Annotated in this window: 8 protein-coding genes; 7 read left to right on the forward strand and 1 reads right to left on the reverse strand. The window is 69.1% G+C overall.

Annotated features, from left to right (window positions below; translation table 11 throughout):
• Window positions 1–23: 23 nt before the first annotated feature.
• Window positions 24–1,964, forward strand: coding sequence for a S41 family peptidase (locus AC07F0_RS26665; RefSeq protein WP_478982487.1), 1,941 nt, complete (start codon window positions 24–26; stop codon window positions 1,962–1,964).
• Window positions 1,965–2,190: 226 nt separating this feature from the next.
• Complete coding sequence (locus tag AC07F0_RS26670; protein WP_478982551.1) at window positions 2,191–3,570, forward strand: DEAD/DEAH box helicase; 1,380 nt, start codon at window positions 2,191–2,193, stop codon at window positions 3,568–3,570.
• Window positions 3,571–3,742: 172 nt separating this feature from the next.
• Here the strand turns inward: AC07F0_RS26670 and AC07F0_RS26675 are convergent, their stop codons facing one another.
• Window positions 3,743–5,197 (reverse strand): non-reducing end alpha-L-arabinofuranosidase family hydrolase, encoded by a 1,455-nt coding sequence (locus tag AC07F0_RS26675; RefSeq protein WP_478982489.1) that lies wholly within the window; start codon window positions 5,195–5,197, stop codon window positions 3,743–3,745.
• A gap of 362 nt (window positions 5,198–5,559) precedes the next feature.
• Here AC07F0_RS26675 and AC07F0_RS26680 point away from each other — a divergent pair, with 362 nt between their 5' ends.
• The 5 genes from AC07F0_RS26680 to AC07F0_RS26700 all read left to right on the forward strand — a co-directional run bounded on the left by AC07F0_RS26680 (window position 5,560) and on the right by AC07F0_RS26700 (window position 16,251).
• Window positions 5,560–6,990 (forward strand): endo-1,4-beta-xylanase, encoded by a 1,431-nt coding sequence (locus AC07F0_RS26680; RefSeq protein WP_478982491.1) that lies wholly within the window; start codon window positions 5,560–5,562, stop codon window positions 6,988–6,990.
• A gap of 31 nt (window positions 6,991–7,021) precedes the next feature.
• Complete coding sequence (locus tag AC07F0_RS26685) at window positions 7,022–8,398, forward strand: RICIN domain-containing protein (protein ID WP_478982493.1); 1,377 nt, start codon at window positions 7,022–7,024, stop codon at window positions 8,396–8,398.
• A 523-nt stretch (window positions 8,399–8,921) separates the two neighbouring features.
• Complete coding sequence (locus tag AC07F0_RS26690; protein WP_478982496.1) at window positions 8,922–12,104, forward strand: putative bifunctional diguanylate cyclase/phosphodiesterase; 3,183 nt, start codon at window positions 8,922–8,924, stop codon at window positions 12,102–12,104.
• 74 nt (window positions 12,105–12,178) lie between these two features.
• Window positions 12,179–15,466, forward strand: a complete 3,288-nt coding sequence (locus tag AC07F0_RS26695) for an amino acid adenylation domain-containing protein (protein ID WP_478982498.1) — start codon at window positions 12,179–12,181, stop codon at window positions 15,464–15,466.
• Window positions 15,463–16,251: a leucyl/phenylalanyl-tRNA--protein transferase gene (locus AC07F0_RS26700; protein WP_478982500.1), complete on the forward strand. Its 789-nt coding sequence runs from the start codon at window positions 15,463–15,465 to the stop codon at window positions 16,249–16,251. The genes AC07F0_RS26695 and AC07F0_RS26700 overlap by 4 nt, the downstream gene beginning before the upstream one ends.
• Window positions 16,252–16,355: the final 104 nt, after the last annotated feature.

A 16,355-nucleotide genomic window follows, 5' to 3' on the forward strand; every position in this document is an offset into this window, starting at 1 on the left:
CCACGAAGGACTGGCGCATCGCCATGACCCAACCGGTTCATGAGAAGAACGCAACAGGCTTCCCGAGGAACGCGGCGGAGCCGGTACGCGACCACCTGCTCGGTGCGGCTCCCCTGCCCGCGTTCCTGCACGGCGCCGGCCAGTTGTCCCTGGACGACCGCCGGCTCCTCGTCGACCAGGCCCTGGTCCTGCTGGAGCAGAACTACGTCCACCTTCCGCTGAAGACCGCGATGCACGCCGTCAACCCGGTCCAGCGGCTGCGGCTGCTGCGCCGGCGCATGGAACGGCAGACACCGCAGACCATGCCGAGGGAGTGGCTGTTCCACGCGGAGATGTCGGAGATCTTCCACTCGGTGCGGGACCTGCACACCAACTACCTGCTGCCCGATCCCTTCAAGGGCAAGATCGCCTTCCTGCCGTTCCTCGTCGAGTCCTGCACGGACCAGGACCGCACCCGGTTCCTGGTCACCCATGTGGCGAGCGGCTTCTCGGCGCCGGGGTTCGAGCCGGGGGTCGAGATCACCCACTGGAGCGGCATCCCCATCCGGGACGCCGTCGACCTCAACGCGGCCCGGTTCGCCGGCAGCAACACGGCGGCCCGGCGCAGCCGGGGTGTGCAGTCGCTGACCGTCCGGCCGCTCACCATCCATCTCCCGCCGCTGGAGGAGTGGGTGACGGTCAGCTACGTCGACCTCGCCGGAACGGCCCGGGAACTGCGGCAGAGCTGGCAGATCGTGGAGAACCTGCCCTCGTTCGTCTCCGCCGACCGGGGCACGGCCGTGTCCCAGGGCCTGGACCTCGACGGGGACGAGACCCAGCGGGCCAAGGTGCTGCTGTTCGCGCCCCGGGTGGTCGCCCAGGAGCGGGCCGCCGAGGCGGACGAACCCCTGCCGGACCTGGGAGCGGGCGAGATCGTCACCACCATGCCCAAGGTGTTCCGGGCCCGGGCCGTCACCACGCCGTCCGGAACGTTCGGCCACATCCGCATCTTCACGTTCAACGTCGACAGCCCCGGCGCCTTCGTCGCCGAGTTCGTCCGGCTCATCCGGCAACTGCCGCAGGGCGGTCTCGTCGTGGACGTCCGGGACAACGGCGGAGGGCACATCCACGCCGCCGAGTTCACCTTGCAGACGCTGACGCCGCGCCGGATCACCCCCGAACCGGTGCAGTTCGTCAACACCCCGCTCAATCTGCGGATCTGTCGGCGCTTCCAGGGTGGTCCGGGACTGGATCTGGGGCCGTGGGTGCCGTCCATGGAACAGGCCGTCGAGACCGGCTCGGTGTACTCCGGCGCCTTCCCGATCAGCCCCGAGAACGGCGCCAACGCCATCGGGCAGCAGTACTTCGGGCCCGTCGTGCTCATCACCAACGCCCGGTGTTATTCGGCCACGGACATCTTCGCGGCCGGCTTCCAGGACCACGGCATCGGCCCCGTGCTCGGCACCGACGAGAACACGGGCGCCGGCGGCGCCAACGTCTGGACGCACGACCTGCTGTCCGAGTTCCTGGCGGACGACCCGGGCACGCCCTACACACGCCTGCCGAAGGGCGCCGGGATGCGGGTGTCGATACGCCGCACGCTGCGGGTCGGCCCGAACTCGGGCACACCGGTCGAGGACCTGGGCGTCGTCCCCGACGAGCTGCACCGTATGACCCGCCGCGACCTGCTGGAGGGCAATACCGATCTCCTGGACCACGCGGGCCGGCTCCTGCATGGTCTGGCTCCGCACGCCGTGGCGATCACGGAGGCCGCACGCGCCGATGGTGCGCTCCGGCTGAAGCTCACTGCGGAGAACATCGACCGCGTCGACGTCTACCTCGACCAGCGCCCACGCGCCTCCGTCGACTTCACCGGCAGCCAGGCCGACCTGCTGGTCCACGGGGCCGCCTCCGCCCACACCGCTCGCCTGGAGGGCTTCGAGGCCGGCCGCCTGGTCGCGAGCGCGACCAGGGACCTGCCGTAGGCCCTCATCCGCTCCTGATCCGGCTTCTGAGCGGCGCGACCACGACAGGCCCGGGCGGCGTGCCCCGTGCTAACGTTGCCCGTTTGCAGCGTCGCTGTGCCGGTCTCCGTTCGGTGTCTCTGGCTGGTACGCCGCGTCCCTGCCGCGCCTTCCTCGGTACGGTCCCTTCGGAGGAAGGCTCTCTGTGAGCGAATCAGCACGTGCCGACGCCCGGCAGCAGGACGATGTGTGCGAGGTGTCGGGCGCCACTTCGGCGGTGCCCACGGCGGCGTCCTTCGCGCAGCTGGGGCTGCCGGCCGAGGTCCTGCGGGTGCTCGATGAGCACGGTGTGACCGTGCCCTTCCCCATCCAGGCGGCGGCGCTGCCGAACGCGCTCGCGGGACGGGACGTCCTGGGCCGGGGCCGCACGGGATCCGGCAAGACGCTCGCCTTCGGCCTGGGGATGCTCGCCCGGACGGCGGGGCGGCGCGCACAGCCCAAAGAGCCGCTGGCGCTCGTTCTGGTGCCCACCAGGGAGCTGGCGCAGCAGGTCGGTGAGGCGCTCACCCCGTACGCCGAGGCGCTGCGGCTGCGGCTCGCGACCGTGGTGGGCGGAGTGTCCATCGGACGGCAGGCCGCCGTACTGCGGGACGGCGCGGAGATCGTCGTCGCCACGCCGGGTCGGCTGCACGACCTCATCGAACGCAAGGGCTGCCGACTGGGACGGGTGCGCATCGTGGTCCTGGACGAGGCCGACCAGATGTGTGACATGGGGTTCCTGCCGCCGGTCACCGAGATCCTCGACCAGGTGCGTCCCGGCGGGCAGCGGATGCTGTTCTCCGCCACCCTCGACCGCGACGTCGACCAGCTGGTGCAGCGCTACCTGCGCGACCCCGCCGTCCACTCCGTGGACCCCTCGTCCAGCGCGGTCTTCGAGATCGAGCACCACGTCTTCGTCGTGCACGGCCCGGACCGGTACGCCGTGACCACGGAGATCGCCGCTCGGGACGGCCGCGTCCTGCTGTTCCTGGACACCAAGCACGGCGTCGACCAGCTCACACGGCATCTGCGGGCCAGTGGCGTGGCCGCCGCCGCCCTGCACAGCGGTAAGTCCCAGCCGCAGCGCACCCGGACCCTGGCCCAGTTCAAGAACGGGCAGATCACCGCGCTGGTGGCGACGAACGTCGCCGCACGCGGCCTGCACGTCGACGACCTCGACCTTGTGGTCAACGTCGACCCGGCCACCGACCCGAAGGACTATCTGCACCGCGCGGGCCGCACGGCCCGGGCCGGCCGCTCCGGCACCGTCGTCACCCTCGTCCTGTCGGCACAGCGCCGCGAGACGAGCCAGGTCATGGCGGACGCCGATGTCGCCCCCAAGGTCACCAAAGTGCGGTCCGGCGAGGCGGAGCTGAGCCGGATCACCGGCGCCAGGGCCCCCTCCGGAAAGCTGCTTGACGGCGGGTCGGCGGTAGCGCGGCCCAAGGACCACAACGCTCCGTTCCGCGGCCTGGGCAGCACCAAGGACGCCGGGGGCGGTTCCGGCGGCAGGTCTACGCGCAAGAGCAGCGAGGCCCGCAAGCTCGCGGAGGCCCGCAGAGCGGCCCGGGTACGGCGTGGCGGCTGAGACCGGCTTCCCGGAACCGCGTCACGGTATGGCCCTCGGGCCGGTGAGCGCTGCCCGGCCACCCGTTGCGTCGTCGTGTGAGCGCTGACGTGGTCGCGTGACCGGGCGGGCTCGGCCTTGCGCCGAGCCCGCCAGTCCGGCTCCCTACCGGAGCCGGACTCGTGTCACGCCGTCAGCGCCGCAGTGTCAGCAGACCCGGACGGTAGGGCCACTGGCTGTAGTCGCCGCCGGAGTTGGGGTTGCGTCCCTGGTAGAGGAACTGCAGGTTGCAGGGATCGACGGTGAAGGTCTGATCGGCGCTGGTGCGGATCAGTTCGCCATGGCTGATGTCGTTGGTCCAGGTGGCGCCGCTGTTGGCCTTGCCGGCGAAGGGGTTGCTCTCGGTCGCGGCCTGGGGTGTCCATGAGCCGTTCAGACTGGTGGCCGTGAACGAGCGGAAGTAGCGGCCCTGCGAGCCCCTCGCTTCGACGATCATGAGGTAGCGGTTCTGGCCCTGGAGCTTGTAGACCTGCGGGGCTTCGAACAGGTTGTCCGCCGTATCGCTCATGATCGTTGTGTAGGTCGAGCCGAAACTGCCCGGGAAGTTCCCGATCGGCATGCTGGCCCGGTAGATCTTGCCGTTGTCACCGGCGAAGAACAGGTACATGTTCTGGCCGTCGGCGATGAGCGTCTGGTCGATGGGGCCGGTGCCCGAGCCGGTGATGCTCCCGGAGAAGAGCACCTGCTGCGCTGACCAGCCATTGGGGTTGGTGGGGTCGCTCGACGTCCGGTAGGAGAAGGCGCTCCCACCGCCCCACTGGTAGGCGAGCACCCAGATGTTCTTCGGCGCGAAGTAGAAGAGCGTGGGCGCGACGGTGGAAGACGACATCGTGTTCTGGCCGGCCGAGGCCATCTCCGGCCAGTTGCCGAACAGGCCGAAGTTCATCGAACCCCAGCCCACTCCCGTTCCCGCGGTGCCGTGCGTCGTCGCGTAGACGAGATGCTTGCCGTTGTAGGGGGCGACGGTGAAGTCCTTGAGCGAGGCCCACCCGGGCTTGGGCTGCGCCAGCGCGCCCGTCGATGTCCAGCGGTATGTCGACGGAAGATCGCACGTGCCGGGGGTGCCGCTGCCGACCTTGACGAGCTGCCACTGCTGGTTGGTGCCGCCCCAGTCGTCGTACTGGACGATGTTCGCGTTGTCGGCGGTGGAGCCGCCTTGTACTTCCAGGGCCTTGTTGCTGTGGCGCGAGATGAGCCGCACGTAGCCGTCCGGGCTGTCGGCCAGCCGCCACTGCTGGTTGGTGGCGTTCAGGTCGGCCCACTGGACGATCGAGCCGCCGTTCGCGGTGGACCAGTTGTGGACGTCCAGCACCTTGCCCGAGTGGCGGGACTTGATGCGGAAGTAGCCGCCCCCGGAATCGACGAACTGCCACTGCTGCTGGCTCTGGTCGTTCCTGGTCCACTGGGTGATGCGGGCGCCGTCGCCGGTCGCCATGTTGTAGACGTCCAGGGCCTTGCCGCTGTTGCGGTTGACCAGAACGTACGAGGCGTTGGGGTCTACGGTCGCGGCGCCGGCGGGCTGGGCACCGAGGAAGGTGGCCACGAGCAGCAGGGGCGCAAGGACGGCGAGTAAGCGTCTCAGACGCATCAGGGGGCACTCCTTTGGGCGGGGGCGAGGGGACCCCGAGGACCATCTCGAAATGTTTCGAAGAATTCCCGGAAGCTGTGACGCCACAAGCTAGGAATGAGAGGGCCTCTGGTCAAGGCCTGTCGCTGAACTGTCCACAAACAGCGCTTCGCTCGCCCTCGAATGTTTCGGGTGGGAAATCGAAACTTCTTCTGCAAGGAGTATTGACGATGCATCGTCAATCCCTCAATCATCCGGTCTGAGAAACCGGCCGTGGTTCGAGATGTCGAACCACGTCGGCCCTGATCAATCTGTGCTGCACGACAGGCGCCACTTCCCCTGCGCTTCAGTCCTTCCTTGATTTCTACCTTGGAGGCACAGTCATGGGCTCGTATGCCCTTCCGAGACCCGTTGTCCGCCGGAAGATCCGCAGCCTGCTGCTGGCGCTGTTCGCCGGTGTCCTCGGCGTGGTCACCGCACTGGTCGTACCGCCGCCCGCACACGCCGCCGAGAGCACGCTCGGTGCCGCGGCGGCGCAGAGCGGCCGCTACTTCGGCACCGCCATCGCCTCGGGCAGGCTGGGTGACTCGGCGTACACGTCGATCGCGGGCCGTGAGTTCAACTCGGTGACGGCCGAGAACGAGATGAAGATCGACGCCACCGAACCGCAGCCGGGCCGGTTCGACTTCTCCGCCGGTGACCGCGTCTACAACTGGGCGGTGCAGAACGGCAAGCAGGTGCGCGGCCACACCCTGGCCTGGCACTCCCAGCAGCCCGGCTGGATGCGGAGCCTCAGCGGCAGCGCGCTGCGCCAGGCGATGATCAACCACATCAACGGCGTGATGGCCCACTACAAGGGCAAGATCACCCAGTGGGACGTCGTGAACGAGGCCTTCGAAGACGGCAATTCGGGAGCCCGGCGCGACTCCAACCTGCAACGCACCGGCAACGACTGGATCGAGGTCGCGTTCCGCACCGCGCGCGCCGCCGACCCGGCCGCCAAGCTCTGCTACAACGACTACAACGTCGAGAACTGGACCTGGGCCAAGACCCAGGCCATGTACCGCATGGTCCGCGACTTCAAGCAGCGCGGCGTGCCGATCGACTGCGTCGGCTTCCAGTCCCACTTCAACAACGACAGCCCGTACAACAGCAACTTCCGCACCACCCTGCAGAGCTTCGCCGCCCTCGGCGTCGATGTGGCCATCACCGAGCTCGACATCCAGGGCGCCTCGCCCACGACCTACGCCAACGTGGTCAACGACTGTCTGGCCGTCCCGCGCTGCCTCGGCATCACCGTCTGGGGTGTGCGCGACAGCGACTCCTGGCGGCGGGAGCACACGCCGCTGCTGTTCAACGACAACGGCAGCAAGAAGCCCGCCTACACCGCCGTCCTCAACGCACTCAACGGCGGCTCCACCACGCCCCCTCCGGACGGCGGACCGATCAAGGGCGTCGGTTCGGGCCGCTGCCTGGACGTGCCCGGCTCCAGCACCACCGACGGCACCCAGCTCCAGTTGTGGGACTGCAACAACGGCACCAACCAGCAGTGGACGCACACCGCAGCCGGTGAGCTCAGGGTCTACGGCAACAAGTGCCTGGACGCCGCCGGCACCGGCAACGGTGCCAAGGTCCAGATCTACAGCTGCTGGGGCGGCGACAACCAGAAATGGCGCCTCAACTCCGACGGATCCATCGTCGGCGTCCAGTCCGGTCTCTGCCTCGACGCCGTCGGGGGTGGCACCGCCAACGGCACCCTGATCCAGCTCTACTCCTGTTCGAACGGCAGCAACCAGCGCTGGACCCGCACCTGATGGGGCCTGCCACAGACGAAAGGCTGAGTCGATGAAGACCTACGGTGCGGCTTCCCCCGCCCCTCCGCGCAGACATCGCTGGTGGTCCCGGGTCGCCGCCGTGGTGGCGGCGGCCCTCGCGATCGGCATGCTCGCCGTGGTGAATCCGGCACCCGCCGAGGCGGCGACGGTGGACACCAATGCCTGGTACGTCCTGGTCAACCGCAACAGCGGTAAGGCGCTGGACGTCTCCGGCGCCTCCACCGCCGACGGCGCGCGGGTCAGCCAGTGGACGCGCAACGACGGAGCCCACCAGCAGTGGCAGTTCGTGGACTCCGGCGGCGGCTTCTACCGCCTCAAGGCCCGGCATTCGGGCAAGGTTCTCGACGTGGCCGGCGCCTCGACCGCGGACGGTGCCGCGATCCAGCAGTGGGCCGACCACAACGGGGCCAACCAGCAGTTCCGCCTGGCCGACTCCGACGCCGGCCACGTCCGGCTGGTCAACCGCACCAGCGGCAAGGCGGTGGAGGTGCAGGGCGCCTCCACCGCCGACGGCGGCAACGTCGTCCAGTACTCCGACTGGGGCGGCGCCAACCAGCAATGGCAGATGATCAAGCTGTCGTCCGGTGGCGGTGGCGGTGGTGGATGCGGCAGCGCCCCGACTCTGACGAGCGGTACGCACACGATTCAGAGCGGCGGCAAGAGCCGCAGCTTCATCCTCAGGGTTCCCGCCAACTACGACAACAGCCACCGCTACCGGCTGATCTTCGCGTTCCACTGGCGGGGCGGAACCGCCGGCGACGTCGCCTCGGGCGGCACGAGCGGGAACGCCTGGTCCTACTACGGCCAGCAGGAACAGTCGAACAACAGCGCGATCCTCGTGGCCCCCCAGGGCCTCGGCAACGGCTGGGCCAATGCGGGCGGTGAGGACATCACCTTCGTCGACGACATGATCCGGCGCATCGAGGGCGGCCTCTGTGTCAACCCGGCACAGCGCTTCGCCACGGGATTCAGCTGGGGCGGCGGAATGAGCTACGCACTCGCGTGCAGCCGGGCGAACGTCTTCCGGGCCGTCGCGGTCATCTCCGGCGCCCAGATCAGCGGGTGCAGCGGCGGCACCCAGCCCATCGCCTACTTCGGAATCCACGGCGTCAGCGACAACGTCCTCAACATCGGGCAAGGACGGTCCCTGCGCGACAGGTTCGTCAGCAACAACGGCTGCACCCCCCAGAGCCCGCGCGAGCCCGCGCCGGGCAGCCGAACGCACATCACCACCACCTACTCGGGCTGCCGTGCGGGATACCCGATCCAATGGGCCGCGTTCGACGGAGGCCACAGCCCCGGTCCGGTCGACGGCTCCCCCGGCGAAAGCGGCGTCGCCACCTGGACCAAAGCTGAGATCTGGAGGTTCTTCGCACAGTTCCAGTGACACGCCCCCGCACCACTGAGTGGAGCCAGGATCATCCTGGCTCCACTCTGTTCTGTCGACGGTGCCTTCGCGCTCTGGAAGATGCGATTCGAACTTGTTCGGCACACAGCGAATCGACCAGCTCCGGAGAGGGCCACAAGCATCGGACTCCACGCTCCGTCAGTGGCCGATCGTCTCCGGGAGGAACCGGTCCGGTTTCCGCGTCCCTATTTTCACGCATGTCGCGGAATCTCGCGAGGTGACGCGGTAGCTCTCCGTGCGCGTGCGGGAAATGGCAATCCCGGTAAGCTGGACGGAGGACACGTCGATGTCTTGGTGCAGAAGGAGCCCGCATAACGGCGACTGTGTATACCGCGGGCCAAGTATATCGGAAATCGTGTTCACAGGCGACCAGGGCCGAGTCCCGGCCCGGGGCCCGGAGAGTTCCCCTCACGTCAGCCCGGCCCCCACGGGCTTCTCCGCCCGGTGTCGTTCTCCCAGCTCAGCCGGTCCGACAAGTAACCCTCTCAGGAGGTTAGTTGGGATGAGCGCGCGACTGCGAAGCCAGGCTGCGATGGTCGCTGTCAGTTCATGCATCGTCGTGCTGACCGCGTTCTACTACGCATTTCCGGAAAAGCGGCTGCTCTTCGTCGCCATTGGAGCGACCGGCGTCATCGGTATCGTCCTGGGTGTCTTTCTCAACCACCCGGCGCATCGACTCCCCTGGCTGTTGCTCGCCGCGGGGAACCTGGCCTTCGCCGCAGGCCAAGCCACTCAGATCATCCTCATCCAGTTGCTCAAGGAGGATATCCCGTTCCCGTCGATCGCCGACGGCTTCTATCTCGCGGCATATCCGCTCTATGCGGCCGGGCTGCTGGGCTTCGTGCACTGGCGCACAAGCTGGCGCGACCGGGCGAGCCTGGTCGACGCGCTGACACTGACAGTCGGCCTGGCGCTGCTGTCGTGGCTCTTCCTCATCGATCCGTACGCCCGAGCCGCGGGTCTGACCTGGTGGCAGAAGGCGTTCGCCATCGCCTATCCGCTCGGCGACATCCTCGTCCTGGCGATGCTGCTGCGGCTGATCGTCGGCCGTGGCGGCAAGAGCCGCTCGCTCCTGCTGCTCACCGCGGGCACCGTCGGCCTGCTCACCGCCGACGTGCTCTACGGCCTGATCCAGCTGAACGGAACGTGGCGCACGGGTAGCGCGGTCGAACTCGGCTGGGCCGTCCTGTACGGGGCCTGGGCGGCCGCCGCGCTCCATCCCTCCATGCGCTTGCTGACGCAGCCGGTGATGCGGGCCGGAGCCGAGACCGGCACGGGCCGGCTGAGCCTGCTCACCCTGGCATCCCTGATCGCGCCGGCCATCCTCCTGACGGAGGCGGTGCGCGGCGTGAGGTCCAACGTCGGCGTCATCGGGGCCTTCTCCGCGGTTCTCTTCCTCCTCGTGCTCTACCGCCTGTCGGGGGTGGTGGCGACCCACCGGCGGGCGGTCAGCCGGGAGAAGGTGCTGCGCAACGCGGTGTCGTCGCTGGGCGGGGCCGGCGAGCTGCGGGATGTGGCCGCCGCCGTCCACTCCGCGGTGACGGAGCTGATGTCACACGGCCCGGCGCGTTCCGCGCTGCTCACCCTGCCGGACAGTACGCTCCGGGTGAACGGGGCGCATGGCGCCATGGGCGGGCCCCTGGCCGAGCGGGCGAACGCAGCCGCACGGGAACTGATGAAGTCCGGCGAGAACCGCCTGGTGACCCTCGAAGCGGTGGGGCCCGATCTCGCCGCCGGCCTCACGGGCGCGGACGAGGATCCGGTCCGCACCGGCCACGCGCTGGTCTGCCCGCTCGTCTCGCAGGATCACCTCTCGAGCGACCCGCTGATCGGGGCGCTGATCGTGGCCGGGGACGAGCACGACCTGCTCGTGCTCCGCGACACGCTGGCGACTCTCGCCGCGCAGGCGGCACTTGCCGCGGCGCGGGTCACCCTCGCCCATGAGGTGAACCGGCGCAACAGCGAGATGTACTTCCGCACGCTGGTGCAGAACGCCTCCGACGTCATCCTGATCCTCGACGACGACGACCGGGTCCGCTATGCCAGCCCCTCCGCCGAGCAGGTGCTCGGCCTGCCGGACCTGGAGGGCACCCTCCTCGTCGATCTGGTGCAACCGCAGGACAGCCGCGCGGTGGTCGAGACGCTCGCCCGGATACGGAGGGGCGAGTACCAGAGCAAGCGCGAGCACTGGCGCATGGTGCGCGCCGACAGGTCGACCATCGAGGTCGAGGTTAGGTGGAGCGACCTGCGGGAGGAGGAGACCGTCGGGGGAGTGGTGCTCACCTTGCGGGACGTGACCGAACAGCGCAAACTCGAACGCGAACTCACCCACCAGGCGTTCCATGACTCGCTCACCAACCTGGCCAACCGCGTGCTCTTCCAGGACCGGGTGAACCACGCCCTGGCGCAGGCTCAGCGGGACGGCACGGTGGTCGGCGTGCTCTTCATCGACGTGGACGACTTCAAGGTCATCAACGACATACATGGCCACGGTGTGGGCGACGAACTCCTGGTCGCGCTGTCACTCCGGCTGCAGACCACCGTCCGCGCCTCCGACACCGCCGCGCGCATCGGCGGCGACGAGTTCGCACTCCTGGTGGAGGGCTCCGTCACCACAGAGGGCGTGCAGCGGTTCACCGAACACGTGATGACCGTGTTCGCCGAGCCGTTCCGGCTCAGTGTGGGGCCGGTGATCACGTATGCCAGCATCGGCGTCGCGACGACGGAGGACAGCATCGACTCGGTCGAACTGCTGGCACACGCCGATCTCGCGCTGTACTCGGCGAAGACGGCGGGCAAGCGCCAGTGGCGCCGCTACCACCCGGAACTGCAGAGCGGCATGGCCGAGCGTGCCAATTTGCAGGAGGCTCTGGACAGTTCGACGATCGAGACTTCGTTCTTGGTGCTTTATCAGCCCATCGTGGAGCTGGCCAGCGGTAAGATCACCGGCTTCGAGGCGCTCGTTCGCTGGCCGCATTCCACGCGCGGCATGGTGATGCCGGAGCAGTTCATCACACTGGCCGAGGAGAGTGGGCAGATCGTCCCGCTCGGCGCCTGGGTGCTCGACCAGGCCGCGGCCGAGGCGGTCCGATGGCAGGACACCGTGCTGCGCGGCGGGACGGCCGACCGCAACGTGCCTTACATCAGCGTGAACGTGTCGCCGCGCCAGTTCCGGGACGATGAGTTCTACACCGTGGTCCGGCGTGCTCTGGATCTCTCCGGCATCGAACCGTCGTCTCTCGTATTGGAACTGACCGAGAGTGTGCTGATGTACAACGACGAACGTATCCTGGCTGAGATGAATGCGCTCACGGATCTCGGTATCCGTATCGCGATCGACGATTTCGGAACGGGCTACTCGTCGCTGAGCTATCTGCGTGAGTTTCCGATCTCGGTACTCAAGATCGACAAGTCGTTCGTCGACGAACTCGGGCGCTCGCCGGAACAGTACGCCCTTGTCGAGGGCATCACGCATCTCGCTGACACCCTCGGCCTCACGGTTATCGCCGAGGGGGTGGAGAACGTGAGGCAGCAGGAGTTGCTGATCTCCATGGGCTGCCGGTTGGCTCAGGGATACCTCTTCGCCGAACCGGTCACCGCGGAGGAGGCGAAGCAACTCGTCCTCGCGCCGCCGCTCGGACGCCTGGCCGAATTGCCTGTGAGGCCCGTGGAAGGGGAGCGGTGACAGCGGCGGTCCTTTCCCGTTAGGGGCGCAGGTCGTGCTCCGCGGGACTGCCGCGCGAAGGCAGGAGGCCCCGAGTGACGGATCGTCAGCACTCGTCGGCGGAGTCGGCTGCACCGTGTGTCGTGCTGCGCAACGACGAGGATCAGTACGCGATCTGGCCCGCCCACTGCCGGATTCCGGCCGGGTGGCGTCGGATCGGCGGACCGGAGTCCGCCGCGTGGTGCGGGAGCCTGGTCGACCGCCTGTGGACCGACATGCGGCCCGCGAGCGCCCGCGCCGGGGGGCGGCCCCCGGAATCCTGGCCGGGCACCGTGTCCGAGCTGGTCCGGGAGCGGGCGCGGCGTGAGCCGTCCGCTCTCGCGGTGCTCTCGGACGACGGTCGGCTCAGCTACGCCGAGCTGAGCGGCCGCGCCGACCGGCTTGCCGACCAGTTGCGGGGGTCGGGCGTCGGCGCGGAGTCCGTCGTCACCGTGTGCCTCGACCGCGTGCCCGAGCTGGTCGTGGCGCTGCTGGCGGTGCTGGGCTCCGGAGGCGCGTTCCTGCCCCTCGACCCGGCGACTCCGCGGCATCGGATGATCACACTGGTCAGGGAGACCGGTTCACGCCTCATCGTCACGAGCCGCGAACACGCCCCGATGTTCGCCGGGTGCGAGGCGCGGATCGTCTACGCCGGGGCCGCCGGGGAACCGGCCACGCAGGCGCCGCTGGAGACGCCGCGGCCGGCACGCGGCCCCCGGCCGGACGACCTCGCCTACGTGATCTACACCTCCGGATCCACCGGACCCCCCAAGGGGGTGATGATCACCCACCGGTCGCTGGCCCACTCCCTCACCACGGTGGCCAGGGCATACGAACTGACGCCCAGCGACCGGGTGCTGCACGCGGCGGCGCTCGGCTTCGACACCTCACTGGAGCAGATCTTCGCGCCGCTGATCAGCGGCGCGACGCTCATCCTCGGGGGAACACCGACGTGGGCGCCCACCGACCTGCTGCACCGCCTGCCCGAGCACGGGATCACCGTCGCCGACCTGCCCCCCGCCTACTGGCACCGGATCGTCTCCGTCGCGGAGCGCGATGAGATCCTCGCATCGCTGAGGCTCGTCATCGTCGGCGGCGAGATCGTCACGGCGAAGGACTGCCGCGCCGTTCTGCGACGGATCCCCGGCGCACGGCTCGTCAACGCCTACGGGCTCACCGAGACCACCATCACCTCCACGCTCTGCGACCTGAACCAGGAAGTGCTCGCCGCGCCGGACACCGCCGTCGCCCCGGTCGGCAGGCCCCTGGAGGGGACTCACGTCCACGTGCTCGACGCCGAACTACGCCCGGTACCACCGGGCGAGCGCGGCGAGATCTACATCGGCGGTCAGGGCCCGGCGCGTGGTGTCTGGCGGCAACCCGTCCTGACCGCACGGCAGTTCCTGCCCGATCCGTACGGCTCCGCGCCGGGGGACCGGATGTATCGCACCGGGGATCTGGGCCGGTGGCGCTCGGACGGCAACCTGGAAGTCCTGGGCCGGGTCGACGACCAGGTGAAGATCCGCGGGTTCCGGGTCGACCCGGCCGAGATCGAGGCCGCGCTCGTCTCCCACCCGGAGGTCGGCCAGGCGATGGTGGTGGCTCGGACGCGCGACAACGGCGACCGGGACCTGATCGCGTACTACACGCTGGTCTCACCGCCGGCAGCCGGTGGCGAGGCCGCGCTGCGCGCACGGCTGCGGTCGGCACTCGCCCAGGTCCTGCCGGGTTACATGATCCCGGCAGCCTTCCACGCGATGGAACGGCTGCCTGTCGCGCCCAGCGGAAAGCTCGACCGCAGAGCCGTGCCGGAATCGGGGACCGCGACGACGACGGCCGGCGCCGACGACCGTCCGGTGCCGCAGGGGCTGGCCCAGCTGTGGTGCCAGATCCTGGGTGTGGACTACGTCCGTCCGCACGACGACTTCTTCGAGCTGGGCGGCAACTCACTGCTGGCCATGGAGATGCTCGCCCGGACCCGCGTCATATTCGGCATCGGCGTCACCCAGATCCGCGACCTGACCCGTTCACTGCTGAGGCAGCCGATGCTCGCCGCGTTCGCCGAGTCCGTGCGCCAGGCACGTGCCGGCACACTGACCCACCCGGCCGGCGGGAGCGTCGACTTCGCCTCGGAGAGCGATCGGCGCGTTCCGGCGGTGGGCCGTGACGCGCCGGCACCGGATCACCGGCACCCCGGCGACGTCCTTCTCACCGGGGCGACGGGATTCTGCGGCACGTACATGATCGACGAGCTGCTGCGCAGCACGACGGGCCGCGTCCTTTGCCTGGTCAGGGCATTGGACGAGCAGCACGGCATGGAGATGCTCCGCGCGAGCCACCAGCGGTACGTCCTCAGCGAACTGTCCAGCCCGCGCGTCCAGCCGGTCGTCGGCGACCTGGGCAAGCCCCGACTGGGGCTGACTCCCGGCCGGTTCGAGGAGCTGGCATCGACCATCGACGCCGTCTACCACTTCGGCGCCCAGGTCAACTTCATCTACCCGTACCACGAGTTGCGCGCGGTCAACGTCGATGGAACGTACGAGATCATCCGCCTCGCCGCCGGCCGGGCCGTCCCCGTCCACTTCACCTCCAGCATGGCGGTGCTCGCCGGATTCGGGCCGGCCGGGGTGCGCGAGGTGACCGAGAGCACGCCGCTGGACTTCCCGGAATATCTGTCGGTGGGATACGTGGAGACCAAATGGGTCGCCGAGGCGCTGCTGAAGAAGGCATCCGACGCGGGCCTGCCGGTCGCCGTCTACCGCCTGATGGACATCACGGGCAGAAGCGGAACCGGCGTGATGAACACCATCAGCGAGATGGCCGCCCTCATCAGGTTCATCGTGCGCACCGGTCTGTGCCCTGACGTCCGGCTGCCGCTGGACTTCCTGCCGGCCGACTGCCTCGTCCGCGCAATCGGTCACGTCTCCACCTGCCGTCCCGCGCGCGGCGAGGTCTACCACCTCACCAACCCCCGTCCCGCGCTGCTGAATTCGCTGGCCGAGAGCATCCGCCGACTGGGATACCCGGTCCGGGAGATCCCGTACGCCGAGTGGGTTGCCGCTCTGGTGAAGTACGCGGCCGGGCACCCCACCGACGCGATAACACCGTTCGTCCCGCTCTTCGTCGACCTGTGCCACCACACCGACATCACCGTGAGCGAGATGTACTTCCAGGGCGTTTTCCCGGAGTTCGCCCGTGGCAACGCGGAACGGGCACTGGATGACGCCGGAATCGACATTCCGCCCGTGGACGCGGAGACGTTGGACAGCTACATCGACTTCCTCCAACAGGCCGAGCGCGTCCGGCCGGTACGGAGCCGAGAACGTGGAGCGGCACGGTGGTGAGGCGATGCCCTGGCTGGGAGGCGCTGGACGTGCTGGAAGCGGCGCCCGACGGTCCGGTGGCCTTCTCCGCCGACCTCAGTCCTGGCGGCCTCCTGGAGGCGTACCGCGCCGGGGTCTATCCGTTCCCGGCATCCGACGAGTACACCCGCGCCCTCAACGAAGTGGTCTTCGCCGATCAAGTCGAGGACGGCAGCATCAGGCTCGTGGGGGAGCTACTGGCCGATCCCTTCGCCGTCTCGTGGTGGTCACCGGACCCCAGGCCGGTGCTGCCCGTCTCGGCCGCGCACCTCAGCCGGAGCCTCGCCCGGCGGCTGCGCAACCGGCTGCCGTGGTCGACCAGCCTGGACCGGGAGTTCGAGCGGGTCGTCCGCGAATGCCGCGGTGACCGTGTCCCGCTGTGGCTCACCGAAGAGCTGATCGCAAGCCTGATCCGCCTGCACGAGCTGGGTCATGCTCACAGCGTCGAGGTGTGGGAGGACGGCGATCTGGTCGGCGGCGTCTTCGGCCTCAGGATCGGATCGGTCTTCAGCATGGACTCCATGTTCTTCCGGCGTCCCGGGGCCTCGAAGGTCGCGGTGAGCGACCTCGCTGCGCGTTTCGCGCAGGCCGGCGGCGAGCTGCTCGACGCGCAGCGCGACAGCCCGCACGTCCGCGACCTCGGCGGCGTGCTCGTACCGCGGGAGCAGTACGTGCGGCACCTCCGCCGCAGCACGCGTGACAGCCTCCCGATGCCCACCGCCACCTTGCCCGCCCACCGCCTCGCCCAGCCGGCGCAGTCGCGCTGAGACGTGTTCGTCGCACTACTCGGCGCCCCCGGCCTGCTCGTCTGCGACCCCCTGCCCAAGCCGACCCGTCACAGTCTGTGACGGGCGGGCGATGTCACCGTGGG

This window comes from Streptomyces sp. NPDC045955 (assembly GCF_056430805.1).

Bases quoted from the DNA above. Each gene is read 5' to 3' on its own strand.
- AC07F0_RS26690 (WP_478982496.1), top strand. From the start codon at position 8,922: ATGAGCGCGCGACTGCGAAGCCAGGCTGCGATGGTCGCTGTCAGTTCA.
- AC07F0_RS26675 (WP_478982489.1), bottom strand. From the start codon at position 5,197: ATGCGTCTGAGACGCTTACTCGCCGTCCTTGCGCCCCTGCTGCTCGTG.
- AC07F0_RS26685 (WP_478982493.1), top strand. From the start codon at position 7,022: ATGAAGACCTACGGTGCGGCTTCCCCCGCCCCTCCGCGCAGACATCGC.
- AC07F0_RS26665 (WP_478982487.1), top strand. From the start codon at position 24: ATGACCCAACCGGTTCATGAGAAGAACGCAACAGGCTTCCCGAGGAAC.
- AC07F0_RS26680 (WP_478982491.1), top strand. From the start codon at position 5,560: ATGGGCTCGTATGCCCTTCCGAGACCCGTTGTCCGCCGGAAGATCCGC.